Annotated in this window: 24 protein-coding genes; 17 read left to right on the top strand and 7 right to left on the bottom strand. The window is 71.4% G+C overall.

Annotated elements, in window-relative coordinates; translation table 11 throughout:
• Positions 1 to 64 precede the first annotated feature (64 nt).
• The 8 genes from Val02_RS00785 to Val02_RS00750 all read left to right on the top strand — a co-directional run bounded on the left by Val02_RS00785 (position 65) and on the right by Val02_RS00750 (position 6,630).
• Positions 65 to 1,033 carry an ABC transporter substrate-binding protein gene (locus tag Val02_RS00785; RefSeq protein WP_203896875.1) on the top strand — a complete coding sequence of 323 codons (969 nt, stop codon included), beginning with the start codon at positions 65 to 67 and terminating at the stop codon, positions 1,031 to 1,033.
• Complete coding sequence (locus Val02_RS00780; RefSeq protein ID WP_203896874.1) at positions 1,030 to 1,797, top strand: ABC transporter permease; 768 nt, start codon at positions 1,030 to 1,032, stop codon at positions 1,795 to 1,797. The genes Val02_RS00785 and Val02_RS00780 overlap by 4 nt, the downstream gene beginning before the upstream one ends.
• Complete coding sequence (locus tag Val02_RS00775; protein WP_203896873.1) at positions 1,794 to 2,549, top strand: ABC transporter permease; 756 nt, start codon at positions 1,794 to 1,796, stop codon at positions 2,547 to 2,549. The genes Val02_RS00780 and Val02_RS00775 overlap by 4 nt, the downstream gene beginning before the upstream one ends.
• Before the next feature lie 10 nt (positions 2,550 to 2,559).
• Positions 2,560 to 3,351, top strand: coding sequence for an ABC transporter ATP-binding protein (locus tag Val02_RS00770; protein WP_203896872.1), 792 nt, complete (start codon positions 2,560 to 2,562; stop codon positions 3,349 to 3,351).
• Positions 3,348 to 4,487 (top strand): MFS transporter, encoded by a 1,140-nt coding sequence (locus Val02_RS00765; protein ID WP_203896871.1) that lies wholly within the window; start codon positions 3,348 to 3,350, stop codon positions 4,485 to 4,487. Before Val02_RS00770 ends, Val02_RS00765 begins: the two co-directional genes overlap by 4 nt.
• 96 nt (positions 4,488 to 4,583) lie before the next feature.
• The gene (locus Val02_RS00760) at positions 4,584 to 5,237 is read left to right on the top strand and encodes a VHL beta domain-containing protein (protein WP_203896870.1); all 654 of its coding nucleotides are present in this window, start codon (positions 4,584 to 4,586) and stop codon (positions 5,235 to 5,237) included.
• Positions 5,238 to 5,329: 92 nt separating this feature from the next.
• The gene (locus Val02_RS00755; protein WP_373317844.1) at positions 5,330 to 5,641 is read left to right on the top strand and encodes a PadR family transcriptional regulator; all 312 of its coding nucleotides are present in this window, start codon (positions 5,330 to 5,332) and stop codon (positions 5,639 to 5,641) included.
• A complete protein-coding gene (locus Val02_RS00750) occupies positions 5,638 to 6,630 on the top strand; it encodes a hypothetical protein (RefSeq protein ID WP_203896869.1) in 993 nt (330 codons plus the stop codon). The genes Val02_RS00755 and Val02_RS00750 overlap by 4 nt, the downstream gene beginning before the upstream one ends.
• Here Val02_RS00750 and Val02_RS00745 read toward each other — a convergent pair.
• Together Val02_RS00745 and Val02_RS00740 are read right to left on the bottom strand one after the other, a co-directional pair.
• Positions 6,617 to 8,359, bottom strand: coding sequence for an alpha/beta hydrolase (locus tag Val02_RS00745; RefSeq protein ID WP_203896868.1), 1,743 nt, complete (start codon positions 8,357 to 8,359; stop codon positions 6,617 to 6,619). The two genes, Val02_RS00750 and Val02_RS00745, sit on opposite strands and share 14 nt — an antisense overlap.
• Positions 8,360 to 8,470: 111 nt before the next feature.
• Complete coding sequence (locus tag Val02_RS00740) at positions 8,471 to 9,451, bottom strand: helix-turn-helix transcriptional regulator (RefSeq protein WP_203896867.1); 981 nt, start codon at positions 9,449 to 9,451, stop codon at positions 8,471 to 8,473.
• Positions 9,452 to 9,569: 118 nt separating this feature from the next.
• Between Val02_RS00740 and Val02_RS00735 the strand changes: the two genes are divergently transcribed.
• Positions 9,570 to 10,007, top strand: coding sequence for an Rrf2 family transcriptional regulator (locus tag Val02_RS00735; RefSeq protein ID WP_203896866.1), 438 nt, complete (start codon positions 9,570 to 9,572; stop codon positions 10,005 to 10,007).
• 20 nt (positions 10,008 to 10,027) lie between these two features.
• Positions 10,028 to 10,618 (top strand): NIPSNAP family protein, encoded by a 591-nt coding sequence (locus Val02_RS00730; protein ID WP_203896865.1) that lies wholly within the window; start codon positions 10,028 to 10,030, stop codon positions 10,616 to 10,618.
• 70 nt (positions 10,619 to 10,688) lie between these two features.
• Here Val02_RS00730 and Val02_RS00725 read toward each other — a convergent pair whose 3' ends face one another.
• Complete coding sequence (locus Val02_RS00725; protein WP_203896864.1) at positions 10,689 to 12,587, bottom strand: hypothetical protein; 1,899 nt, start codon at positions 12,585 to 12,587, stop codon at positions 10,689 to 10,691.
• A 451-nt stretch (positions 12,588 to 13,038) separates the two neighbouring features.
• Between Val02_RS00725 and Val02_RS00720 the strand changes: the two genes are divergently transcribed.
• Both Val02_RS00720 and Val02_RS00715 read left to right on the top strand, forming a co-directional pair.
• Positions 13,039 to 13,620, top strand: a complete 582-nt coding sequence (locus Val02_RS00720; RefSeq protein WP_203896863.1) for a hypothetical protein — start codon at positions 13,039 to 13,041, stop codon at positions 13,618 to 13,620.
• Between the two features lie 91 nt (positions 13,621 to 13,711).
• Positions 13,712 to 15,094, top strand: a complete 1,383-nt coding sequence (locus tag Val02_RS00715; protein WP_239151168.1) for a glycoside hydrolase family 43 protein — start codon at positions 13,712 to 13,714, stop codon at positions 15,092 to 15,094.
• 40 nt (positions 15,095 to 15,134) lie between these two features.
• On the opposite strand, the gene Val02_RS00710 is transcribed toward Val02_RS00715, so the two are convergent.
• On the bottom strand, positions 15,135 to 15,986 hold the full coding sequence (locus Val02_RS00710) for a 5'-methylthioadenosine/S-adenosylhomocysteine nucleosidase family protein (RefSeq protein ID WP_203896861.1): 852 nt from the start codon (positions 15,984 to 15,986) through the stop codon (positions 15,135 to 15,137).
• Between the two features lie 91 nt (positions 15,987 to 16,077).
• Here Val02_RS00710 and Val02_RS00705 point away from each other — a divergent pair, with 91 nt between their 5' ends.
• Positions 16,078 to 16,767, top strand: a complete 690-nt coding sequence (locus tag Val02_RS00705) for an NUDIX hydrolase (protein ID WP_203896860.1) — start codon at positions 16,078 to 16,080, stop codon at positions 16,765 to 16,767.
• A gap of 159 nt (positions 16,768 to 16,926) precedes the next feature.
• Here the strand turns inward: Val02_RS00705 and Val02_RS00700 are convergent, their stop codons facing one another.
• The 3 genes from Val02_RS00700 to Val02_RS00690 form a co-directional block, all read right to left on the bottom strand.
• Entirely contained in the window at positions 16,927 to 17,331 is a 405-nt protein-coding gene (locus Val02_RS00700) for an AfsR/SARP family transcriptional regulator (RefSeq protein ID WP_203896859.1), read from the bottom strand.
• Between the two features lie 138 nt (positions 17,332 to 17,469).
• Positions 17,470 to 20,397, bottom strand: coding sequence for a ricin-type beta-trefoil lectin domain protein (locus tag Val02_RS00695; protein ID WP_203896858.1), 2,928 nt, complete (start codon positions 20,395 to 20,397; stop codon positions 17,470 to 17,472).
• A 174-nt stretch (positions 20,398 to 20,571) separates the two neighbouring features.
• A complete protein-coding gene (locus tag Val02_RS00690) occupies positions 20,572 to 21,297 on the bottom strand; it encodes an AAA family ATPase (protein ID WP_203896857.1) in 726 nt (241 codons plus the stop codon).
• A 133-nt stretch (positions 21,298 to 21,430) separates the two neighbouring features.
• Between Val02_RS00690 and Val02_RS00685 the strand changes: the two genes are divergently transcribed.
• From Val02_RS00685 to Val02_RS00670, 4 genes are all read left to right on the top strand, one after another.
• Positions 21,431 to 22,249, top strand: coding sequence for a hypothetical protein (locus Val02_RS00685; protein WP_203896856.1), 819 nt, complete (start codon positions 21,431 to 21,433; stop codon positions 22,247 to 22,249).
• Positions 22,250 to 22,262: 13 nt separating this feature from the next.
• Entirely contained in the window at positions 22,263 to 23,474 is a 1,212-nt protein-coding gene (locus tag Val02_RS00680) for an erythromycin esterase family protein (protein WP_203896855.1), read from the top strand.
• A gap of 83 nt (positions 23,475 to 23,557) precedes the next feature.
• Positions 23,558 to 24,571, top strand: coding sequence for a sporangiospore maturation cell wall hydrolase GsmA (gene gsmA / locus Val02_RS00675; RefSeq protein WP_239151166.1), 1,014 nt, complete (start codon positions 23,558 to 23,560; stop codon positions 24,569 to 24,571).
• A gap of 76 nt (positions 24,572 to 24,647) precedes the next feature.
• Complete coding sequence (locus Val02_RS00670) at positions 24,648 to 25,670, top strand: glycerophosphodiester phosphodiesterase family protein (RefSeq protein ID WP_239151163.1); 1,023 nt, start codon at positions 24,648 to 24,650, stop codon at positions 25,668 to 25,670.
• Positions 25,671 to 25,734: the final 64 nt, after the last annotated feature.

The raw sequence follows: 25,734 nt of genomic DNA, 5'->3' as shown, positions 1-25,734 counted from the left end.
TCTCATAGAGAACTTTCGTTCGGTATGCGAACGCCTGCCACTCCAACCGCCCCCTGGAGTTCAGATGCGAAAGGTGTTTCCCTGGGCGCTGCTCGCAGCCGCCACCCTCATCGGCCTCACCGCGTGCGGCGGAAATTCCGCCCCGCCGCAGACGCCCACGGCCCCCGGCCAGACCGTCGACATCAAGGTCGGCGTCATCGCCATCGTCGACGTCGCGCCCATCTACCTCGGCAAGGAGAAGGGCTTCTTCAGCTCCCGCGGGCTCAACCTGACGCTTTCGACCAGCCAGGGCGGCGCGGCGATCGTGCCCGCCGTCATGCAGAACCAGTACCAGTTCGGCTTCAGCAACGTGACCTCGCTGCTGCTGGCCCGTTCGCGCGGCATCGGCGTCAAGATGGTCAGCAACGGCGTCGCGTCGACCGGCGTGGTCGGCAAGGACTTCGGCGGCGTGGTCGTCAAGGGCGACAGTCCGATCAGGACGGCCGCCGACCTCGCCGGCAAATCCGTGGCGGTCAACACGCTCAAGAACATCGGCGACACCACGACCCGCGCCTCGGTGCGCAAGGCCGGCGGCAACCCCGACGCGGTGAAGTTCACCGAACTGGCGTTCCCGGACATGCCGGCCGCGCTGCAGGGCGGGCGGGTCGACGCGGCCTTCGTGGTGGAGCCGTTCCTGACGGCGACGCTGGATCAGGGCGCCCGGCTGGTCTCGTCCAACTACGCCGAACCGGCACCCGACCTCACCGTCGCCACCTACTTCACCTCGGACCAGACGATCGCCGCCAACAAGGACCTGGTGAGCCGCTTCCAGGAGGCGATGAAGGAGTCGTTGCGGTACGCCGACACGCACCCGGACGAGGTTCGGCGCATCATCACCACCTACACCAGCATCAAGGCCGACGTCGCCGCGAGGCTCACGCTGCCGCGCTGGCCGACCGAGGTCAACCGCGCATCCGTGCAGACCCTCGCCGACCTGGCCGTCGGCGACAAGCTGCTGGACAAGGCCCCGGACCTCGGGACGCTTCTCCCGTGATCCGTCGCCTCCTGCCGCTGTCGGGCCTGCTGGCGTTCGCGCTCCTGCTCGAGGTCGTGCCCTACACCGGTGTCGTGTCGGCGGTCTACCTGCCGCCGCTGCACCGGATCGCGGGCGCGCTCGGGCAGGAGTTCGGGCGCGACGCGTTCTGGACCGCGCTGCTGGACACCCTGCGGACGTGGCTCACCGGCCTGGCGATCGCGGTCGGCGCGGGCGTCGTCGTCGGCGTGGTGGTCGGGTCGGTGCCGCTGCTGCGCGCCGCGACAGCGTCCACAGTGGAGTTCCTCCGGCCGATCCCGTCGGTCGCGCTGATCCCGCTCGCCGTTCTGCTCTACGGCACGGGTCGCACGGCCACGCTGCTGCTCGTCGTGTACGCGTCGTTCTGGCAGGTGCTGGTGCAGGTGCTGCAGGGGGTCACCGACGTGGACCCGGTGGCCCGGGACACCGCGCGCAGTTACGGACTCGGGCGCCTCGCGCGGATCCGGTGGCTGGTGTGGCCGACGACGCTGCCGTACGCGGTCACCGGAGTCCGCCTGGCCGCCGCCGTCGCGCTCATTCTCACCGTCACGGGGGAACTGGTCATCGGCACACCCGGCCTCGGCAAGGAGATCGCGCTGGCGCAGTCGGGCGGTGCCGTCGCGCAGATGTACGCGCTCATCGTGGTGACCGGTCTCGTCGGCGTGGTGGCCAACGTCGTCACGCGCGACGCGGAGAAGCGCGTGCTGGCCTGGCATCCGGCGTTCCGCAAGGAGGCCGCGGCGTGACGATCCTGCGCCGGACCGCCCTGGTCTTCGGGCTGCCGTCGGTGCTGTTCGCGGCGTGGTGGGTGTTCAGCGCCGGCAGCGTGGACTTCTACCGGCCGCCGCTGTCGAGCATCCTGGCCGCGTTCGCGGAGACGTGGTTCGGGTCGCGGATCCGGGACGACGTTCTGCCGTCGCTGCTGCGGCTCGCCGCGGGCTACTCGCTGGCGCTGGTCCTCGGGATCGGGCTCGGTGTCCTCATCGGGCTCTCGCCCCGGCTGCGGATCGCCGTCGAGCCGGTGCTGGAGTTCCTGCGGGCCATCCCGCCGCCCGTGCTGGTGCCGATCCTCATCCTGTTCGCCGGCATCGGCGACCTGATGAAGGTGCTCGTCGTCGTCTCCGGCTGCGTGTGGCCGATCCTGCTCAACACCGTCGAGGGTGTGCGGGCCATCGACCCCGTGCTGGCGGACACCTGCAAGGCGTACGGGATCCGGGGCGCGGACCGGCTGCGGCACCTGGTGCTGCGTTCGGCCAGCCCGCAGATCGTCACCGGGGCGCGGCAGGCGCTGTCGGTGGGCATCATCCTGATGGTGATCAGCGAGATGTTCGCGGCGAGCAGCGGACTCGGCTTCACCGTCGTACAGTTCCAGCGCGGCTTCCAGATTCCCGAGATGTGGAGCGGCGTCCTGTTGCTCGGCCTGCTCGGCGTTCTCCTGTCCGGGCTCTTCCGGCTGGTCGAACGGCGGGTGCTCGCGTGGTACCACGGACAGCGTTGAGGAGGCGACCGTGCTGGACGTCAAGCACCTGCGGAAGGTCTACAGTGGACACGGCCGCACCGTGGAGGCGATCGGCGACCTGACGTTCCACGTCGCGGCGGGCGAGTTCGTCACCGTCGTCGGGCCGTCGGGCTGCGGCAAGACCACCCTCCTGCGCTGCATCGCCGGCCTGCTCCCGGCCACCGCCGGCGAGATCCGGGTCGACGGCCGGCCGGTGAGCGGCCCGCCGCCCGGCCTCGCCGTGGTGTTCCAGGAGTACGGGCGCAGCCTCTTCCCCTGGCTGCGCGTGGCGGACAACGTCGCCCTGCCGCTGCGCCGGCGGAAGCTGTCCACAGTGGAGCGTCGGAAGCGGGTGCACGACGCGTTGGCGGCGGTCGGGCTGCACGACTCGCTGGAGGCGTTCCCCTGGCAACTCTCCGGCGGGATGCAGCAGCGGGTCGCGATCGCGCGGGCCGTCGCGTACGAGCCCCGCGTGCTCCTGATGGACGAACCCTTCGCGGCCGTCGACGCCCAGACCCGCGCGGACCTGGAGGACCTGGTGCGCGACGTGTGGCGGCAGCTGCGCATCACGATGGTGTTCGTGACGCACGACATCGACGAGGCGGTGTACCTCGGCCAGCGGGTCGTCATGCTCAGCAGGTCGCCCACGCACGTGCTCGACGAGCTGACCGTCGACCTGCCGGACGAGCGCGACCAGCTCGGCACCCGGTCGGATCCCGGGTTCAGCAAGCTGCGGGCCCGGGTGTACTCCCAGATCCGCGCCGCGAAGGCGCCCGTCGACCTGGGAAAAACCGCCTCTTGATAGCGATCCTGCTCGTCGCCCTGAACCTGCGGGCGGCGATCGCGTCCGTGCCGCCGCTGACCGACGTGATCGCCGCCGACCTCGGCCTCTCCGCACCGGCCGTGGGGCTGCTGACCACGCTGCCGGTGCTGTGCATGGGCGCGTTCGCACCGGTCGGACCCCTTGCCACGCAACGCTTCCGGCTCGATCGCATGGTGGCCGTGTCGGTGGCGTTCATCCTCGCCGGCACCGCGATGCGGATCGTCGAGAACGTCCACGTCCTCTACGCCTCGACGCTCTTCGCGGGCGTCGGCATCGCCGTGGCGGGCGTGCTGCTGCCGCCGATCGTGCGCGCCCGCTTCCCTTCCCGCGTGGGACCGGTGACCGGCGCCTACACGTCGGTGCTGATCGGCGGCGCCCTGCTCGGCGCGTCGCTCACCGGGCCGCTCCACAGTGGACTCGGCCTGTCCTGGGGCGCGTCGCTCGCGGTGTGGTGCGTGCCGGCGGTTCTCGGCCTGACCGCCTGGCTGCTGCGCGCACCGCCCGCCCCGCCGACGAACGCCACGCGCACCCGCTGGCCGTGGCGCGACCGGCGGGCGTGGGCGGCGACGCTGTTCATGGGCACCCAGTCGCTGCTCTTCTACACCGAACTGGCCTGGCTCGCGCCCCGGTACACCGCGATCGGGTACGGCACCGCGACGGCCGGGCTGCTGCTCGGGCTGTTCAGCCTCACGCAGGTCTTCTCCGCGTTCGCGGTGCCCTGGATGGCGCACCGGCTCGGCCGCACCGGCCCGCTCGTCGCGCTGTGCCTGGTCCCGACGACGCCGGTGCTGCTCGGGCTCGCCTACGCGCCGCGCAGTCTGGCGTGGGTGTTCGTGGCGGTGCTCGGGTTCGGCGCGGGCGGCTTGCTGGCGCTGGCGTTGACGATCGTCAGCGGACTGGGCCGGGATCCGGGCTACACGGCCGCCGTGTCGGGGATGGCGTTCTTCGTGGGATACCTGATCTCGGCGACCGGGCCGGTGCTGGGCGGGGTGCTGCGCGCCGCGACGGGCGGGTACGAGGCGGTGTTCGCGTCGCTGGCGGCGCTGTCCGTCGTGGTGCTCGGCCTGGGCCTGCTGGCCGGCCGACCCGAGCGGGGTCACCCGAGCCGGCCGTGACCCGCGTCGTTCGGCCGACGGGCTCGCCGATCGACCTCGCACCGCCGCCGGCTACCTACGATGAGGCCGGTCCACCTCAACGCGGGAGATCGGTGCATGGCGTCAGCGGAAAGCCCCTGGACCAAGGTCGGCGTCATCGCCGGGATCCTCAGCACCGTGCTCGGCGTGGCCGGCGTGGCACTGGCGGCCGGTTGGAGCCCGCTTCCCGAGGAGAACACGCGTGTCGCGGCCCGGATCGTGCGTCCCGCCGCCGCTTCCGGGACTGCTCCATCCACAGTGGACGGACCCGCCGATCGCGCCGTGCCCGCGCCCGACCCTCAGCTCCCGGGCGCGCCGGGGCCGACCGCCACGGCCGGCGCGCCGCGTACCGAGCCGGGCGCACCCCGCCCGGAGTCCGGCACGGCGGCACCCGCCCCGGGCGCCACGACGGCCGGCGCTCCCGCCGCACCGCGCATCGCCTCCGACGAGACGCGCCTGGCGACGCTCCCCTGCGGCCAGGAGCCCGGGTTCGCATCGGCCCAGACGCACGCGGTGACGTCGATCCAGTTCTACAACCAGCTCGACGTGCCGGTGGACATCCACTGGCTCGACTTCGAGGGCAAGCGCCGGCCGTGGACCAGCCTGCCGGCGCGCGGGACGGTCAAGCTCCAGACGTACCTGTCGCACTACTGGGTCGCCACGGCGGCCGGCGGCTGCGTCGGCATCTACGCCGCACGCGAGTACCCCGGCGCGGCGATCATCCAGCGCTAGCCCGGCCCGGTTGGCCAACACGAGCACCGCGACGACCGAGCACGCTACCCCTATGTAGACATCCGGATATGACCCTATGTAGAGTTCCGGGCATGGGGATGAGGATGACCGTGCCGGTGGCGAAGGTGCTCGCCACGTTGCTGGCCGACCCGGACGACGAGCACTACGGGCTGGGCCTGATGCAGCGCACCGGCCTCGCCAGCGGCACGCTCTACCCCGTCCTGGCCAGGCTGCAGGCGGCCGGTTGGGTCGAGGCCCGGTGGGAGGACGAGGATCCGGTCGAGGCGGGCCGGCCGGTGCGCCGCTACTACCGGCTGACCGGCGAGGGGGTCGCCGAGGCCCGCACCGCGCTGGCCGCGCTGCGCAAGGACACCGCCGTGCACCGGATGCGGGAGGCGTGGTGATCAGGACCGTCGCCGAGTGGCTGCTGCGCGCCGCCGCCGGACGCTGGCCCGCGGAGAGCCGCGACGGCCTGCTGCGCGAGTGGTACGCCGAGATCGACACGATCGACCGCGAGCCGGAGTTCCGGCACCGGCGGATGCTCGCCTTCAGCGTCAGCCTCGCCGTGTCACGCCCGCACCGGGAGCCGTTGCCGTTCGGGTGGGGGCGGGGCGCGACGGTGGCGTGCGCGGTCGTGCTGTACCTGATGCTGCTCGCCGTCGCGAAGACCGTCTGGCTCAAGCACTTCTCGTATCAGGAGTTCGGCGATCCCGCGTCCGCCGCGGCCGAGCGGCTGGTGGTCGGTGCGGTGGCGCTGGTGCCGGCGCTGTGCACCGCGGCGCTCGGCTGGGTGCTCGGGCGCCGGCGCCCACCCGTCGACGCGGCACCGCTGGGCGGGATCCTGCTCGCCGTCGTGGCCGCCTGCGTGGGGGCGGGCTTCCTGCTCGAGGCGACCGGATACGCGACCGAGCTGGTGTGGCGGTACTCGACGCCGGCGCCCTCGACCATGCAGTACCAGTTCGGCCGGCAGCCCTATGGGATGATCACCAGCTGGGTGGTGTGGCTGGCGGCGTTCGCGCTGCTGGCGGGCGCGGTGCGGCGGTTCCGGGGGTGGTGGCGGGTGCCGGTCGGCGCCGGGCTGGCCGCGCTGGTCACCGCGATCGCGGTCACCGCCTCGACGCTGGTGCAGTTCGAGGCCGGCACCGCGCCGCGCGGGGAGATGTGGAAGTGGTTCGCCCAGTGGATGGTGCCGCGGGCGTTCGGTCCCCCGGTGCACGACGAGGGCGCGCACAGCTTCGCCTCGGCGCGCATGACGATCGGGTTCCTCGACTCGTACCCGCACGTGCTGCTGGCGCTGGCGGCGTTCGGCGTGGCGTACCTGGCGGCGTCCGGGGTGGCCACCTCGCGGCGGGCCACCCCGGACGATCTCTCCCCTGGATCTAGCTCGTCGTGACCGGGTCGGCCTCCTCGGCCTGGTCACGGAGGATCTCGCGGACCATGCGGTTGGCCCGGCGCACGTCGTCGGTCACCATCCGGATCTTGATGTCACCGCGCGGGCCGATCGTTCCTCCCACGTCGAACGTCGCCTGCTCCCCCGGCAGCGGCAGCCCCTGGCACGCCGTGTACCGGTCCCGGGGCAGCGACCCGCTCAGGAAGTACGCGTGCACCGGATCGTCCACACAGGACGTCAGGTACGGGTAGACGCCGTGGGTGCCCTCGTTGTCGACGCTCACGAGGCGCGCGCCGGGCAGCTTGTCGACGCCCGCCTTGCCGCCCTCGTACGGCGTCGCCGCGTCCATCTCCGCCTGGAGCACCAGCACCTTCGGGAACGTGCGCGGGTCGAACGCCGGCATCCGGTTCGACGTCGGCCAGTAGGCGCACGCCGGGGTGGCCGTCATGAACGGGTAGATGAACGGCGCGTTGCGCTCCAGGTCGCGCCGCCACAGCTCCCAGTACAGCCGGCTCTGGTGCCACTGCCCGTCCTGGCACCGGATCTGCTCGAACGTCGCGTCGACCTCCACGATCTCCGTGGTGGCCGTGCGGCCGACGACCACGCCGGAGATGCGCACCGGCTTCACCTCGCCGTTGGCGGCGCGCGCGTGCTCCTCGCGCACGGTGCCGCGCTGCTCCTCGGTGAGCCCCGGCCGGGAGAGCAGGAAGTCGGCGGCGCCGCTCAGCGTGGCGGCGCTGCCGTTCTCGATCACGTACTGCACCACGAACGCCGCGATCGGGTAGTCCGCCGTGTTGTAGAAGGCCGGGATCATGAAGAACGCCGTGAGGATCAGGCCGATCGGCGAACGGGTCCCGCCGGCCTCCTCCCACCTGCGCCGGATCTCCATCGGGTCGGTGCCGAGGCCGTACTCCTGCGGATGCCGCGCCACGTAGGGCAGCAACTGTTCCTGGAACGCCCGGTCGCGGCTGCGCGGCTGCAGGTCCCACAGCTTCTCGAGGGTGCGCTGGGAGACGTCGATCGAGGAGTCCAGCAGCATCCGGTGCACCTTCGACGGGAACGTCGCCGCGTACCACATGCCGAGCCAGGTGCCGTAGGAGTAGCCGACGTAGCTGGTCTTCCGTTCGCCGAGCAGCACCCGGATGAAGTCCATGTCGTAGGCGGTCTGCTCGGTCGTGATCAGGTCCGACAGCGGCGTGCTGCGGCAGCCGTCGACGACCAGCTTCGTCTCCTGGTCCACCGTGTACGTCTGCTCGGGGTCGTACTCGACGCGGCACGGCACGAGCGTGGAGGCGCCGACGCCGCGCGGGTCGAAGCCGACGAAGTCGTACTGCTGGGCCAGTTCGGGGGAACGGGTGGCCATCGCGGCGCCCCACACCAGGCCGCTCCCGCCCGGCCCGCCGGGGTTGACGAGTGCGATGCCCTGCCGACCCTGGCCGGCGGTGGCGGTCTTGGAGATGCGCACCTTCATCGTGCGGCCGTCCCGCGGGTGGTGCCAGTCGGCCGGCACGGTGATTGTGGCGCAGGCCAGCCCCGGCACGGTCTTGAACAGCTCCTTCGCCGCGTCGGAGATGCCCTCGAAGACGCACTCCTCCCAGGCGAGCGTCTGCCGCGTGAGAGGGCCGGCGAGCGCGGCGGTGTCCGGTTCGCGCGGCGCGGCGGCGGCCGGTGACTCGACCACGACGACGGTGCCGACCGTCGCGAGCGCGATCGCGAGGAGTGCTCTACGCATAGGTGTCCCTTCGACTACAGGTTGCTGAACACCTTGGTCGTTCACAGACATCAATGGGAGAGGTGTGTGATGACGAGAAGCCGCCATGACAGAAAGCGGACAGAAACCTGGTCAGAGCCAGCCGCGGCGGGCCGCCTGCAGCCCCAGTTGGAACCGGGTGCGCGCACCCAGCAGTTCCAACAGGCGGCTCACCCGGCGATGGACGGTCCGGTCGCTCACGCCCAGGTCCCGCGCGATGGCGTCGTCGGTGAACCCGGCGGCGAGCAGCGACAGCAACCGCCGCGTCTCCTCGCTCGGCTCGGCGGACCCGTCGCCCGGCCGGTCCGGCACCGGCTCCCCCAGCCGCCAGAACGCCTCGAAGACCTGCCCGAGCGCGTCGAACAGCGGCGACGGGTACACGATCAACGCGTCGGCGTCGCCGGTCAGCGGCCGCGGCAGCACGACCATCGCGCGCGCCGTGTCCGACATCAGCAGCCGCAGCGGAACGTCCGCGTAGACCCGCGCCTGCTCGCCCGCCGCGACGCCGGCCCGCAGGCTGCGCAGGACGGCCTCCCGACGCAACATGCCCGCCTCGTAGAGCACGCGGTACCGCACGCCCCGTTCGAGCGCGGCGAGCTGAACGCCCTCGGGCCGATCGGGCCACTCGTCCCGATCTGTGGGCTGACCCCCGCCTCCGCGGGGGTATGGAACGCGCTCCAGCGCGCGCACCTCGCGACGGGCCGCGGCCTGCAGGTCGTGCACCCGCCGGCGCACCTCGTCGTGGCCGGCGACCAGCTCGACCCAGCCGGAGCCGATGCCCTGCTCGGCGGTGTAGAGGCGGGTCAGCACCGACGCCGCGCGGCGGGCCCGGGCGGCCTCCAGTTCGCGTTCGGTGGCCCACGCCTCGATCACGTCGCGCGGCGGGTCGGCGTGCAGCCGCCCGTCGGGATCGGTGCGTATCAGGCCGAGATCGGCGAACCGGTCCAGCCAGCGGCGGCCGTCGTCGGGATCGTCGAGGTCGGCGAGGAACGCGTCCTCGTCGACCGGCGCCGTGCGCAACAGATCGCGGTAGACGCGTTGCGCCCGTGGTTCGACCGGAAAATCGTCCAGCATGTATGAAAGCCCCGGAGCGAAAGCCTACCCAGGCCGGCACGCCGTTCGTGACCCTCCGTCGCGCCTCCACGGGTTTCCCTACCTTGACCTTTCCATGGCTGTAACAGATCCTGTTGCAATGGCAGCCAACAGCCGGCTCACGATCGCCGTGCACGCACTGGCGTGGCTCGAACTGGCCCGCCGCCGCGGCCGCGGCGTGCTCACCTCCGACGAGGTCGCCGCCAGCGTCAACACCAACCCGGTGGTGATCCGGCGCAGCCTCGGCCGGCTCGCCGACGCCGGGCTCCTCACCGTGCGGCGCGGCACCGGCGCGGGCTGGTCACTCGCCCGCGGGGCCGAGGAGATCACGCTGCTCGAGGTCTACGACGCCGTCGACCCCGAACCGGTCTTCGCGCTGCACGCCACCGAGCCCAACCTGGAGTGCCCGGTGGGGTTCGGCATCCGGCCGGCGCTCGGCCACGTCTACGGCGCCGTCGAACTGGGCCTCCGCCGCGAACTCGCCCGCACCACCGTGGCGGATGTGCTCGCCGAGACGCTTCGAGTGAAACAACAGTAGTTACGACGAGAGGCACACACATGGGGGATGTTCGATACCCGGTCGTGGAGCTGCGGCAGTACGCGCTGCATCCGGGCCGCCGCGAGGACCTGATCGCGCTCTTCGACCGGGAATTCGTGGAGACGCAGGAGGCGTGCGGGATGGCCGTGGTGGGCCAGTTCCGCGACCTCGACCGGCCGGACCACTTCGTGTGGCTGCGCGGCTTCCCGGACATGGACTCGCGGGCGCGGTCGCTCGCGGAGTTCTACGGCGGACCGGTGTGGAACGAGCACCGCGACGCCGCCAACGCCACGATGATCGACTCCGACGACGTGCTGCTGTTGCGGCCCCTCTCGCCGGCACACGGCTTCCCCGAGCCCGCCGGGCGGGACGGCCCCGCCGAATCGGCCCTGCTCGTCGCGGTGAACCCGTCCACTGTGGACGGTGAGTTCCTGTTCGAGACCGAGCCGGCCGAGAACACCTTCCCCGCGCTGCCGGTCCGCACCGGCGAACCCGTCACCGTGAGCTTCCGCCGCTACCCGACCGTGGCGGCGATGACCGAGGCCGCGGCACACGTCCAGGCGGCCGAACTCCTACGCCTGACCCCCACGGAGCGCTCCGCCCTCCGCTGACGCTGGTGGCCGTGAAGCGGCCGGGCCGCCGGGAAGCGGGCGCCGCGGCGGGGCGGCCACAAAAGGCGCGCTACGGCGTGTAGGAGCAGCGCAGGCCGGTCGTCACCGAGTCCTGCAACGCGCGCCCGATCACCGGGTCCGCCTCGGCCACCCGGGCCAACGCGCGCCGGATCGCCTTGCCGACGGCGATGCGCGCCCGTTCCTCGCCGTCGGCGAAGTGCCGGCTCCGCCCGCCGAGCCCGGTCGCGGCGGCCAGCTCGGCGATGAGCCAGCTCCGCTCGGCCCGGGCGCGGGCGGCCCGCTCCAGGTCGTTCGCGAACTCCGCGTCGTCGATCTCGGCGGCCAGCCGGTCGAGGCGTTCGCGGTACTCGCGTTTGGCCGCGTCGTCGAGCAGCGGCTGCGCGGAACCCCGGTCCGGCAACGGTTCCGGCCCGGTGACGAGTTCGCTCGCCGCGATCTCCCGTCCCGGGTGGGCGAGCAGGACGGCCAGATGCCGCATGCCCACGCTGTTCTCCACCGTGGCGCGGTGGTGGCCGAGGCGCAGCTCCCACCGCCGGCCCGAACGGCGGCACGTCACCGGCTCCGCCGGCGCCGCCTGCGCGGGAACGGCCATGCCGATCGCCGAAGCCTCCCGGGCGGCCGTCGCCAGGGACAGCCGCGCCGCGGCCGGGTCGTCGGCGCCGCCGCGCAGCCGGTAGGCCTGGGCGAGGCGGGTGCGCGACTGCACGACCGCCGGCCAGTGGCCGAGGGCTAGGTTGTCGCGGACGGCGTTCTCGAAGTGGGCCACCGCGCTGTCGAGGGCACCGGTGGTCAGCGCGGCCACGCCGAGCGCGTGCTCCGCCGAGCCGAAGCACGCCACGCCCAGGCTCGCGATCACGGGCAGCCGCGCGAACGGCGTCAACAACTCGTACACCCGGGCCGACAGCGCACCGTCGCCCAGCAGGTGTGCCGCCTCGACGGCGCCGTACATGGCGACCAGCCAACTGCTCGAACGCGGCAGCGCGGACACATCCCGCCCGCACAGTCGGGCGAGGGCCCCCGCGGCCTCACGACGTTCCCCCGAAAGGGCCTCGGCGACGGCGAGGGCGCCGAAGAGCGAGTTGTCGACGGGACTCAGCGTGGAGTCGTGCACGAGGCGCCGCAGGAACGGCAGCACCTCCACCAGACGGCCCTGGTACCAACGGATCGCGACCATCTGCGCGCCGAACCACGCGTCCGCGTCGGCGTCCCCGGCGAGCCGGCCCCGCTCGGCGCAGCGCACCGCGAGCTGCTCCGCCCGCTCGAACTGCCCCGCCCGGATGCACAGCATCACCTCCATGACGCCGACGACGTAGCCGGTCGCCAGGTGCGGCTCCCCGGCGACGAGGTCGCGCAGCTGGCGCATGCAGCGCTCCGCGTGCGGGTCCGCGTCGAGGAACTGGTCGATCGTCTGCCACAGCAGCCCCATCAGCAGGTCGCTGCGGCGTCCCGTGGAGCCGGCGACGGCAATGAGGTCGGCGGCGAGGGCGCCGCGCAGGAGCCCCTGCCCGGGCGCCAGCACGCAGTGGTGCGCGGTGCTCAACGCCTCGGCCAGCGCCACCGGATCCCCGCCGCGGCGCACCTCCGCGAGGGCCGCGAGCACGTCGTCGTGGGTGCCGTCGCGGTAGTCGTCCTCGGCCGCCAGCCGCACCCGCAGGCGCTGGGCGAGCGGCGAGTCCGGGTCGAGCAGCGACAGCGCGTGCCGCTGGCGGGCGCGCACCTGCGAGGCGCTCGCGACGGTGCGGTGTTCGTGCACCCACAGGCCGCCTAGTCCGAGCGCGGCGCGGGCGGTCGCCTCGACGTCCCCCTCGCGCACCGCCGCCCGGTAGGCCGCGTCGAACCAGATGCGACCGTTGTGCAGGCTCCCGTAGTCGTAGAGGGCGCGTTCTCCCTCGGCCACGTAGTCCGCGGCGGAAAGCTCCGGGGTCATCGTGTCCACACTGCCGCGCATCGCCGTGCTCCCCTGGTCGAACGGAACCCGATTCTGATCGATCCGTATCCTGTGTACAGTCAACTATCCGCCCCACCAACTGTTGGACAACGCGATCAGAGTTTGTTCATAGGGCGATTTCCGGCCAGGACGGACCCGATCGCGGGCCGCCACCCTTGAAGAGCTTCATTTCCCGGGCCGTCGGGTGCGCGACCGTTGCCTCCCGGGCGGCACCGCTGGGCCCTGGCGGGCCTACGCTGCCACGCCCGCGTGCGGTCACGGCGCCTCCGGCGGCCGGATCCCACCTCGCGCACCGCCGACCGCCGCGAGCTCACACGGGTGTGAGTTCACTGTTGACGTGTGTGAGCTCAGGGAGGTCAACAAGCTAGTTGATATCCGTGAGCTCACACACGTCGGGCGGCCGGCACGCGGGAACCGCCCCGGGATGCGGTGCGTCGGAGACGATATGCGCATGCGGTTCGGTTCGGGAGTGGCGGTGGCGGTTTGCGGGGTGGTGGTCGCGGGGCTGGTCGGCGGCTGCACGTCGGGCGGCGGCGGCTCCCCGGCCGGCGACACGGCACCCTCGGTCTCCGCCCCGGTCTCGGCGGGTGCGCAGGCCGCCTCGACGGCGCCGGCCTCGCCTCCCGGATCGCCGGGCCCGGCCGCCTCCGGTGCGCCCGGCGGGCCGGCATCGGGGGATCCGCCGCCGCCGGCCGACGCGACGCTGGTGATCTTCCTGAGGCTCAGCCCTGCGGACGCGGGCGAGCCGCAGACCGAGGTGACGGATCCGACGAAGCTCGACGGGCTGCCCCTCCCCGCGGCGCAGCTCGACCGGGTGCGCACGGCGGTGCGCCCGTACCAGCGGCGCGGGCTGCGGCTGTTCGCGTTCACCCGCATCGGCTGTCAGGCCACCGGCGCCACCCTCAGCATCAATGTCGACGGCATGCTCGTCGTGCTGACCGGCGGCGAAAATACCGCCTGCTTCGCGGCCGAGTACTTCCTGGCCGTCTTCGCCGTGCCGAGCGGAAAGGTTCCACCGGGCACCCGGCCGTGACGTGAGCGTTCACAACGGCGGTCGTATCCATCGTTGACGGTCGATGGTGTTACCGCTAACATCGGCGCCCTCCAACCCCCGGGAGGAACGCGTGAAACGCCGCCAACTGCTCTCCGCCGCGGGCGCCTCGGCGGTCGCCGCCGGCACGGGCGCGCTCGCCGCCCCGCACCCCGCCGCCGCGGCCACCTACTCGGGATACGCCATGGGGTACTTCACCGAGTCGCCCACCATGGCCGCCGCCGACTACAACCTGCACCTGGCCGTCAGCGCCGACGGGCTGAACTGGACACCGCTCAACCAGAACAACCCGGTCGCCCGCCCCACGCTCGGCAGCACCGGTCTGCGTGACCCGTTCATCCTGCGCAAGCAGAACGGCGGATTCGTGGTGCTCGCCACCGACCTGAAGGGCACCGACTGGGCGTACCAGAGCCAGTATCTGCACGTGTGGGACTCGGCCGACCTCCGGTCGTTCACCGGATACCGCCTTTTGAAGGTGCACTCCCTGGCGACCCACGCCTGGGCGCCGGAGGCATTCTGGGACGCCTCGCGCGGCCGGTACGGCGTCGTCTACTCGGCGGTGACCGGCGGCCGCAACGTCCTGATGGTCAACTGGACCGGCGACTTCCGGACGGCGTCGGCGCCGCAGATCTTCTTCGACGCCGGCTACGACGCCATCGACGGCAGCTTCGTGACCGTCAACGGCGTCAACTACATGTACTACAAGAACAACACCAACAGCACCCTGCTGGGCACGCGCTCCGGCAGCTTCGACCCGGGCAGCTTCAGCGTCTACACCGGCGCGATCGGCCCCGGCCGCGGCGTCGAGGCCCCGAACATCGTCAAGCACAACACCGCCGACACCTGGTACATGTGGGGCGACACCTGGAGCCCGAACGGCCGGTTCTTCTGCTGGCAGAGCACCGACGTGGGCGGCGGCTCGTGGAGCCTGTTGGGCGACCGCGCCTACACCCAGCCGCTGAACTCCAAACACCCCGGCCTCACGCCGATCACCGGCGCAGAACTGTCGGCACTGACCGGCGCGTGGGGCACGCCGGCCTGGAACAGGCTCAAGTCGTACAACTTCCCCGACCGGTACGTGCGGCACGCCGACAACGTGGCCCGCATCGACGTGTACCCGTTCGATCCGTACCAGGATCAGCAGTGGCGGCTGGAGCCTGGGCTGGCCGACCCGGCGGGTGTGTCGTTCCGGTCGGTGAACTTCCCGAACATGTACCTGCGCCACGCCGACTACGCCCTCGTGCTCGCCACGAACGACGGCACGACGCAGTTCCGCGCGGATGCCACGTTCTACCGGACGGCGGGTTTCGCCGACTCGAGCTGGACGTCGTTCCGTTCGTACAACGTCGCCGACCGGTACATCCGGCACAGCGGGTACGTGCTGCGGATCGACCCGATCACGAGCGGCTCGACGGCGACCGACAGGCAGGACGCCACGTTCAAGGTCACCTACTGAGTGCGCGGCCGGCCGCACCGAACGGGGTGCGGCCGGCCCCTCACAGGAACGGCAGCAGCGTCCGCAGAACGTCGGCGGCATGGACCGCGGCGATCCGGTGCCGATCGTGGTCCTTGTCCCGATCGGCCCGATCGGAGATGCCCCGGATCACGAACCACCCCTTGAGGAAGGGCATCCGCTCCGCGTACTCCTGATAGGCGTGGGTGAAGCCCGCGGACTCGGTGTCGACGGCGAGCGTCTTCTCGTTGACGGACCGCAGAAACGCGCGAATCTCCGACTCCGCGTCCGTGACCACCGCGTCACCCGAGCCGATCCCGCCGTGGTGCAGCCGGAACATCGATCCGCCGGCGTGGTCGCGATCCGCGAACACCGCCTCCCACATGCTGCTGAGCAGATCCTGAACGATCCGGCCGGCGGTCGGCGTCACGGCGTGGACGACCGCTCGGCGGCACGGGCCGTCCGCGGTGACGCGGCGCGGCTCGTAGTGGATGACGCTGTCGGCGATGACGACGTCGCCGACGTCGACCCGGCGGTCGATGGAGCCGGCCACGTCCACCATCGCGACGAAGCGCGGCTCGAAGAGGCCGCACACATGCGCGAGCGCGAGCGCGGCCGCCAACTGGCCCCGGTCGGCCGTGCGCATGGTGACCACCCGCACCGGTGCCGATTCGGGCCCGACCAGGGCCTCCTCGACCCGCTCGCCGCTGTCCAGGCGGTAGGCGTCATATCTGCGCTCGTTGCGGAGCATCGCGCTCATTGCGCAGGCCGCCACGGGTAGTACCGTCGAGACGACGACGGTCGGGGGCTTCTTGGCGACGCGTGGCTTTCGTGGATTGGACATGGTGCGGCCCTTCTTCGAGGTGGGGTGGCGCACGATCCCGACGGGAGACATCGTGTCAGTCGTGACACCAATATCGCCATGCCAAGTGCGTCGGATGGCACAACCTTCTTGTCAGAGATGGCACAATGCCTAGGATCAATGCATGAGTGAGGATTCCGAGCGGGCCCGCTTCCCGGTCGCCGTCGACATCGTCGCGCTCACAATCAGGGATGACGCGCTGCGGGTCGTGGTCGTCAACCGCAGGAAGGCGCCGCGCAGGCTCGCACTGCCTGGCGGTTTCGTGTTCGCCCGGGAGAGCCTCGAGAAGGCCGCCGACCGCAAGTTCGCCGGGGAAACCGGTCTCGATCCGCTGCCCCTTCGACAGATCCGGGTGTACAGCAAACCCGATCGCGATCCACGCGAGCGGGTCATCACCGTCTCGTACCTCGGCATCGGGCACGACCTCCCCGACCCGCCCAGGGGCACCGCGGCCGGTCCGGCGAGGTGGATCCCGGCGTCGGGCGTCCTCGACGACAGCGTCCCGCTGGCGTTCGACCATCGCGACGTCCTGCGTGACGCGATCGCGCACCTGCGCGCCGCGGTGGAGGACTCCACGGCGGCGATGGACTTCTGCGCGGAGTCGTTCACGATCGGCGAGCTGCGCCGCGTCTACGAGCTGGTCTGGGACGTGACGCTCGACGCGCGCAACTTCTACCGCAAGATCCGCAATGTGCCCGGCTTCATCGAGCCGACCGGCACCTTCCGGCAGACCAGCACCGGCCGTCCCGCGCAGGAGTTCCGGCGCGGCGGCGCCGTGCGGCTGGAGACGCCGGTCCTGCGCCCCGCCTCCTGAGACGACGGGCGGGCGGGACGCCGCCATGGCCACGGTACGGCATCGGTGTCCGCACGTAGTCGGTCCGCAAGTACTGGGGCTGTACGCAGGTTACGAGCGGGCGATGAGATGTCCCCAGTACTTGCGAGGCCAAGGTCATGATCCGCGAGACGGCAGGTCCTACGGCAGGGTGTTCGCCGTGCGGGTGACGCCCTTGCCGGCGAGCGGTGTCAGCAGCGGCACCACCGACGCACCGTCCTCTTCGGACAGTCGCCGGTCGGCCGCGACGCCGGCCCGCAGGCGCGTGCCGTCGATCCCGGCCGTCGCCGGTCCCCGCCGGAGGCCCAGGGCCCTTTCCGGGTCGCCGCTCCCGGCGTGGTGCCGGAACGCGGCGGCGTCGAGCTGTGTGCGTTCCACCGAAAGGCGGTGACCCGGACCGTCGGTGACGGTCGGCGTGTCGGGCGGAACGACCCGGTCCGGCGCCAGTAGCAGCGCGGCGAGAACCCTCGCCTGCTGCGCTCCCCCGAGGACGACGCGGCCCGGGCCGTTCCAGACCTGAAGCGGACCCAGAATCCGAAACTCCACGCATCGACGGTAGGCAACCTGTCCCCGGCGGAACAGTTCCGCGCGGGATCGACCTCGAAGCGGCACCCAACCGCCGGCAAACCGCAACCGCCGGCCCGCAACCGAACGCCCGCCTCGCGGGTTGCCGATCCGGTGGCGCTATCCGCGTCGCCAGCGTTGGGTGTCGCTACCGTCGCACGTGTTGACCGAGACCCAATCGTCGTTCGCGGGTTTGGTCAGGCACAGGCCGCTGGAGACCTGGCGGATCGTGCCGTCGCCGGGTTCGGTCCACTGCTGGCCGGCGCTGCCGTCGCAGTCCCAGATCACCACCGCCGTCCCCGGCTTCGCCTCGCCGGGTGCGGTGGTCAGGCATTTGCCGAGAACGGTGTACCGGGTCCCGGCGACGGACCAGCGCTGCGCGCCGGTCTTGTTGCACCCGACCGCGTGTATCCGGTTGCCGTTGTCCGTGCGGCTGTTGTCGTCGTCCAGACAGTTGCCGCCCGCGTGCAGGATCTCGCCGAGGTGATCGAGGGCCGTCCACGGGAACGTCCTGGACGCGGTCCTGTTCTGGTCGTCGATCGCGGTGACGGTGACGGTGTAGGTGCCGCCCCTGGTCACCGTGCCGGAGATCAGGCCGCCCGCGCTGATGGTCAGGCCCGGCGGCAGTCCGGTGGCGGTGAACCGACCCGTGGCCCCGAGGGAGCTGCGCAGCTGGACCCGCACGCTGTCACCGGGAACGGTGTTCTGCGCCCCGGGGTCGTTGACGATCAGCGGACCGCAGCAGGCGGCGAACCGGACCTGCGGGAAAAGCTCCCGGGCCTGCTGGAACTGTTCCTCCCACTCCGGCGGCCAGCCGAACGCGTACGTGGCGAGGGGGCGCAGGTCGACGCCGGCCGCTCCGCTCCAGAAGTACACGAACTCGCCCCAGTTCAGGTCGCGCGAGTACTCGCCGTTGAACTGCGAGAAGTGCTCCGCCAGCAGCCGGAGGTAGCGCTGCAGGACCGCCGTCCGGCCGTGGTTGTCGTAAATGGGCTCCCACCAGTCGGTGAACCAGGCGGTACCCGCGCGCGGGAAGTCGTCGCGCTTCGCGGTCAGCGACGCGCGCCACCGCTCGGTGTCCGCGATCCGTCCGGTGTTCCGGAAGACGTCGTACATGAAGATGTCGGCCCATCTGCTGTCCTTCCAGATGGGGAACGACGGTGACTTCGCGACCCCGCCGAAGCTGAATTCCACGACATGGGCGATCTCGTGGGCGATGATGTCGCGCGGCTGGCTGTCCGACTCGGACCAGTTGTTGAGGCCGACGTCGATCACGCTGCGGTAGTCGTGGTTCTGGTCGAACACCGTCGCCGGGTGACCGCCGAAGTACTTGTCCTTGTGGTAGACGGCCGCCAACCGCGCGCCGTTGAGCCCGTCGTAGGTGGTGCGCACGTACCGCCACACGGCGTCGGTGTAGTCGAACAGCCAGGTCTGGGACGGTTCCATGTCGGCGTCGAAGTAGACGCCCAGCAGGTCGTTGTAGAAGACCCGGTTGACCTGCTGGGTGTGTTCGGCCCAGTGCTCCTTCCAGGTCTCCGGCAGGTCGCCGGGTCCGGTCGTGGCGGTCGCGGGGGCGGTGAACGTGCTGCCGCCGGTGGGGTTCTCGGCCCGCACGCGGTAGTGGTACGTCGTCGAGCCGGGCAGGCCGACGTCGTTGTAGCGCGTGCTGCCGGCGGGCAGGGTCCGGGCCCAGTCCCACCGCAGGCCGTCGGTGGACCGTTCGAGCCGGACCGCGGACTCCCATCGGGTGTTGTCCCGCCACGTGACCCGGATCTGATCGCCGGAGACAGCGGCGGCCGTCAACCGGTCCGGCGCGGCCGGCGGCGGCATCGGCGCGAAAGCCGCCGCGCCGAAGATCGCCAGTTCGGCGAGCTGGAAGTCGGGAGATCCGTTGTTGGCGGTCACCTCCAAGCGGTAGTGCCGGTAGGCGGCGGTGTTGGTGAGCGGGTAGGAGAGGGTCTGGAATCGGGTCGCGAAGACCTGGTCGGTGCGCGTGTCCAGAGTCGTCCACGAGGTGCCGTCCGGCGAGGCCAGCAGCGACCAGCTCCGCGGATCGCGATCCGGCGCGTCGTTCGCCGACGTGACCGTGTAGCGGGTGGCGGTCGCGTCCGCCTCGGTCGTGTACCCGAGCCAGGTCGTGGTCGTTCCGTAGACGAGGTACTTGGTGTACTGCGAGTGGTCGACAACGCTCTCGGCGCCGTCGGTCCCGGTCCGGTTGAACCGATCGGTCACCGTTCCGGGAAGGTCGGTGATGCGCCGTTCCCCGGGGGGATCGCTCGGCAGCACGTTGGTGTAGCCGGGGAATTCGGAGGGCGGCTTTCCGTCGCTCACCGCACGGATGCGGTAGGCGAGCGCGCCTGATCCGGGCCGGGGATCGGTGTACGACGTCACGTCGGCCCCGACGACGGTCACGGTCGCGAACTCGCCGCCGTCGACGGAACGCTGGATCTCGAACCCGGTTTCCGGGTAGCCGCTGTCCACGTCGGAGTTGTCGCGCCACGTCAGATCGACGGTGCCGCCCGCGCCGGCGACGGCGGTCAGCGCACTCGGCGCGGCCGGTTGACCGTCGCCGGTCCACAGGCCCCACTCGGCCCACTGCAACTCCGCGGAGCCGTTCGTCGCGCTGATCGTGAGGCGGTGGAACCGGTACTCGACGGTGTTGGTGACGAGGAATCCGCGTGTCACGCCACGGCCGCCGAACGTCTCGTCGCGGCGCACGTCGAGCGTGGTCCACGACGTGCCGTCGGGCGAGCCTTCCAACAGCCACGCACTCGGGTCCCGTCCGGGGTTGTCGTTCCCCGAGGTGATCGTGTAGCGGTTGACGGCCGCCGCGGTCCTGGACTCGTACTGCACCCAGCCCCGATCGCGTCCGGCGAAGTACTTCGTCCGCGGATTGTTGTCGATCAGCTTCGCGTAGCCCTCCGAGCCGTCCGGACGGCCGGACTGCGCGGTGAGCGTCCCGCCGTCGTCGGTGAGGTCGGCGGTCGCCGCGTGGGCCCACGGGGCGACCAGGTTGAACGTCGCGACGACGCCGATCACCGTCGCCACCCGCCACACCCGCGTCGACCCTCGCCGGGCAAGCCGTGTTGAGAACATCGTGATGACCACTCCCGGTTGGCGAAGGGTGACGTCGGACGCGGGGGAATGGTAAAGCCGCGACCTTCGCATAAACGCACTTACATCGGCAGATGTATTGGCACCCCTAGTTTCGGCGCCGTTCGGTCAGGACAGGAGGTGCCGGAGATAACGGTCGGGGTTGCCGAGGAACGCGCGGGTGAGCGCGACCGGTTCGGCCTCGTCGAACGACACCGGTCCGGCCGTGCCCGCGTCGTCGATGCCGATGATGCGCGCGTCCGGCACGGCCAGCAGCACCGGCGAGTGCGTCGCCACGACGAACTGCGCCCCCTGCCGCACGAGGTCGTGCATGCGCGCGATCAGCGTCATGCAGCTGCGCACCGACAGCGCCGCCTCGGGCTCGTCCATCAGGTACAACCCGCCCGGCCCGAACCTGTTCAGCACCACGTCGAGGAACGATTCGCCGTGCGAGCGTTCGTGCAGGGACCGGCCGCCGTACGAGCGCGCGACGCCCAGATTGTCGATCTCGGTGGCGACGTTGTAGAACGCCTCCGCGCGCAGGAAGAACCCGTCGCGCGGCTTGCCGGGGTTGCGCACCAGCCGTAGATGCCGGCCGAGCGGCGACTCCGTGGCGCGGGTGCTGAAGTTGAAGTTGCGGGTGCCGCCCTCGGCGTTGTAGCCCGCGGCGACCGCGATCGCCTCGATGAGCGTGGACTTGCCGGTGCCGTTCTCGCCGATGAGGAACGTGACGCCGGGATCCAGCTCGAGCCGGCCGGCCGCCCGCAGCCCCGCCACGACCGGCAGCGTGAACGGGTACGCGCCCACGTCGGCGCCGTCCTCGTCCAGTTCGATCCAGCGCAGGAAGCCACCCATGCGGCCAGCCTAGTGGCGGTTCAACAAGGTCAAGAACCCGATAGTGCTGAACCGCAAGGCATCCCGCCCCCGTGTCGTCGGTCGGAGCCAGCGAATGAGGTTCCATCCCCCTTGATAGAGAGTGAGCTTTGCCATGCGTTCATTCCGGACCCTGCGTCGCACCGGCCTGGCGTTCGCCGCGCTCGCGGCGGCCGCGTCGGTCACCGCGGTCTCGTTCGGCACGCCGGCCTCGGCGGCCCCACGCTACGAGTTCACGAAAGTGAGCGGCGCCGCCGCCGACGCGGCCGGCCTGCAGGCCACCGTCGACAACTACCGGGCGCTGCTCGGCGAGCCGAACAACGGCTCCAACCCGCCCGCGGCCGCCGGTCGCCGGGAAATCAACTGGGACGGCACCCCGGACGCGCAGTCGGACCCGAACCTGCTGCCGCCGGACTTCTTCAACACCACCGTGCCGCGGGGTGCGGAGTTCGCCACGAAGAAGGGCAACAAGTTCCTGGTCAGCGCCGACAATGACAACCCCACGAAGACGAAGCCGCTGTTCGGCAACGTGAACCCGCAGTACGACGACATCTTCGCGACGTTCAGCCCGCAGCGGCTGTTCACCCCGTTGAAGACGCCGGAGATGACGGTCAAGTTCTTCGTGCCGGGTACCAAGGACCGGGCCACCGTCAAGGGCTTCGGCGCGGTGTTCGTGGACGTCGACCGCAAGAACAGCTCGAAGATCGAACTGTTCGACCGCCACGGCAAGAAGCTGTACAGCGCCTACGTGCCGAAGGCCCCGGTGAAGAACAAGGGCCTGTCGTTCCTGGGCATCAAGACGAACGCCGACGTCTACGAGGTGCGCCTCACGGTCGGCACCGACCCGCTGAACAAGAACAACAAGGACGGCCGCTGGAAGGACATCGTCGCGATGGACGACTTCCTCTACGCCGAGCCGCAGAAGCTGCACTAGCTATCCTTCCGGCGTGACCTTCGCCGGATACGTCAGAGACAACGCGTTCCCACTGGGCGAACTCGACCCGGGTGTCTTCCGAGACGCCCGGGTCGTCGCCGTCGGGGAGAACGCCCACCTGGTGCGCGAGTTCTACACCGTGCGCCAGCGGCTGCTGCGCTTCCTCGTGCGGGAGTGCGGCTTCACCGTGCTGGCGTGGGAGTCCGGCTTCAGCGAGGGGCTCGCCGTCGACGCCTGGCTGCGCGGGGAGCCCGGCGACGTGAAAGAGCTGGCGGACAACGGCATCACGTACACCATGGGCCGCTGCGCGCAGATGCGCGACCTGCTCACCGAGGCGCGTGCGCTCGGGACCCGCTTCGTCGGGCTCGACGTTCCCGGCTCGACCGCGTCGACGCTTCCCGCGCTGCGCAACGTGCGGCGCTACCTGGAAAAGGCCGATCCCGCCGCGGTGTCCATCGTGGACGGTCTGGTCGAGCGGGCGAACGCCTGGGCCGGCGAGCACATGCTCCCGGCCTACTCCGCCTACAGCGCGCAGGATCCGGCCGCCCGGGACGCCGCCACGGCCGCGTACGCCGACCTCTGCGCGCGGTTCGACGGCTGCGAGTGGGAGTACCGCGACGCGGCCGGCGACGACGCCTACGCCACCGCCCGGCACGAACTGCGCCTCGCCGCGCTGCTCGACCAGACCCTGCGCGGGCACGCGGCACGGCTGGGCGGGCAGGCCGCGCTCTCGGCGTTCTCCTCGAGGGATCGCGCGATGGCGGAGACCGTGCGGTGGGTCCTCGACCGTGACCCCGACGCGCGCGTGGTCGTCATGGCCCACAACACCCACATCCAGCGCGTCCCGGTCGCGGCGCCCGGCTTCACCGTCTCCGGCCTCGGGCACCACCTGGCGCGCGCGTTCGGCGCGCAGTACCTCTCGGTCGCGGTGACCAACACCGGCGGCCGCACGGTCGGCCGTGCCCTCGACCCGGACAGCCCCGCCGGTTTCGCGATCGTCGGCGTCGACCTCGACCCGCCCGCCGAGGACAGCGTCGAGGCCGCGTTCGCCGGCTTCGCCGAGACGCGGATGCTCGACCTGCGCCCCGCCCGCGGGCGACTCACCGCCGTCCCCGAGCGGATGCGCCTCCAGGAGAACTACCTGAGCACCCCGCTCCTCGACGGACACGACCTGATCGTCACCCTGCCGGAGATCACGCCGGCCGAACAGCTCACGGCAACCTGACCGCACCTCTTCGGGCCCCGGGTGTGCAGGGGTGCGCGGCGACCGTTTGACGGGTCCGCAACCCCGCACCCCTGGAGGGCCCGGTGTCCCGCCGTACCCTGACCCGTCTGATCGCCACGGCCGCCGCCCTGTTCGCCGGTGCCTCCTTCGCGCCCGCACCGCCGGCCGGGGCGACCACCGCCGCCGCGTCCAGCGGGGTCGTGCAGGCCGCCTCGCTCGGCACCGTGGGCATCCGCGCCCGGGCCAACGGCCGCTACGCGGTCGCCGAGAACGGCGGCACCCAGTCGATGCTGACCAACCGCCAGACGATCGGCGCGTGGGAGAAGTTCACCGTGATCGGCAACGCCGACGGCACGGTGAGCCTGGCCGCCGGGGTGAACGGCCGCTACGTCGCCGCCGAGAACGCCGGCCGCGCCCCGCTCATCGCCAACCGCCCGGCGGTGGGCGCCTGGGAGAAGTTCACGATGCTGGACAACGGCGACGGCAGCGTGAGCTTCAAGGCGCAGGTCAACGGCATGTTCGTGGTCGCCGAGAACGCCGGCAACGGGGTGCTGGTCGCCAACCGCACGGCGGTGGGCCCGTGGGAGAAGTTCGAGATCGTGCCCGCCGACGAGCCCAACGGCAGCATGACGAACGCCGAGTTCATCGCGGCCGCCGCGATCGGCGCCCAGGACAGCCAGCGGGAGTTCGGCGTGCCGGCGTCGGTGACGATCGCGCAGGCGATCCTGGAGTCCGGCTGGGGCCGCAGCGCGCTGAGCCACTTCGACAAGAACTACTTCGGCATGAAGTGCTTCAACCAGGGCAAGTTCGCGAACGGCTGCCGCACGCACAACACCGACGAGTGCACGCCGCTCGGCCAGTGCTTCGCCACGTCGGCCTCGTTCCGCACGTACGCGACGGTCACGAACTCGTTCCGCGACCACGGCTACCTGCTGGCGACGGCGCCCCGGTACGCGCCGGCGTTCCAGTACGTGAAGCAGCCCGACCTGTTCGTCGCCGAGATGCACAAGGCCGGCTACGCGACGGATCCCCTGTACACCCAGAAGCTGACCGCCCTCATGGCGAAGTACAACCTGTACCGGTTCGACCTCAAGTAAGAAGTTCATCCGGCGGTAACCGGCGGTCGGCCCCGCGTATCCGGGCCGGCCGCCGGTGCTGTCGTTTCTGGTCATCGTGACGACTTCCACCGCATCCGTGCTCTCCACACGACCGCTGGTCATCGGCCACCGGGGCGCCTCGGGGTACCTGCCCGAGCACACCCTCGCCGCCTACGAACTGGCGGTCCGCCTCGGCGCCGACTGCATCGAACCGGACCTCGTGCCCACCATCGACGGACTCCTCGTCGCCCGGCACGACGCCGAACTCTCGCGCACCACCGACGTGGCCACCCGGGCCGAGTTCGCCGGCCGCTCCCGCGCGGGGGTGGTCGACGGGGAGCCGCACACCGGCTGGTTCGCCGAGGACTTCACCGCCGCCGAACTGGCCACGCTGCGCGCCGTGGAGCGGATGCCGGCCCTGCGCCCGGCGAACACCGCCTACAACGGCCGCTTCCCGGTGGCGACCTTCGACGAGGTGCTCGACCTGCGGGCCCGCCTGTCCGCCGAGACCGGCCGCACGATCGGGGTCTACCTGGAGGCGAAGCACCCGCACCACTACCGCGGCATCGGTGTGCCGGTCGAGGAACCGGTCGTCGCCGCGCTGCGCCGCCACGGGCTGGACGCGCCGGACGCGCCCGTCTTCGTGCAGTCGTTCTGCCCGGAGTCGCTGGTCCGGTTCCACGCGCTGGGGCTGACGGTGCCGCTGGTGTTCCTCGCCGAGTCGAGCGGAACGCCCGTCGGCGACCCGCGCACCTACGAACAGCACCTGAGCGCGGCGGGGCTGCGGGAACTGCGGGCGTTCGTGGCGGGGATCGGGCCGCAGAAGGACCTGGTGATCCCGCGCCGGCCGGACGGCACGCTGGGCGCGCCGACCGAACTGGTGGAGCGCGCGCACGCGCTGGGGATGTTCGTGCACGCCTGGACGTTCCGGGCGGAGAACCGGTTTCTCCCGGCCGACCTGCGGCTGGGCGCCGCTCCGCAGGGGCGCGGGCGGGCCGTGGACGAACTGCGGGCGTTCCTCGCGGCGGGCGTGGACGGGATCTTCACCGACCAGCCGGACGTGGGCGTGCTGGCCCGTGATCGACAGGACGGGGCGTAGAAGTTCATCTTCGCTTCGTGCCCCGCTGGCCGTCACGGATCGTTCGTGTTCCATACTTTCGCGC

Source organism: Virgisporangium aliadipatigenens (assembly GCF_016863615.1).
In the GTDB taxonomy this organism is placed as follows: Bacteria; Actinomycetota; Actinomycetes; order Mycobacteriales; family Micromonosporaceae; genus Virgisporangium; species Virgisporangium aliadipatigenens.
The sequence above is the reverse complement of the archived record's forward strand: the minus strand, read 5'-3'. Positions and strand labels throughout refer to the sequence as shown.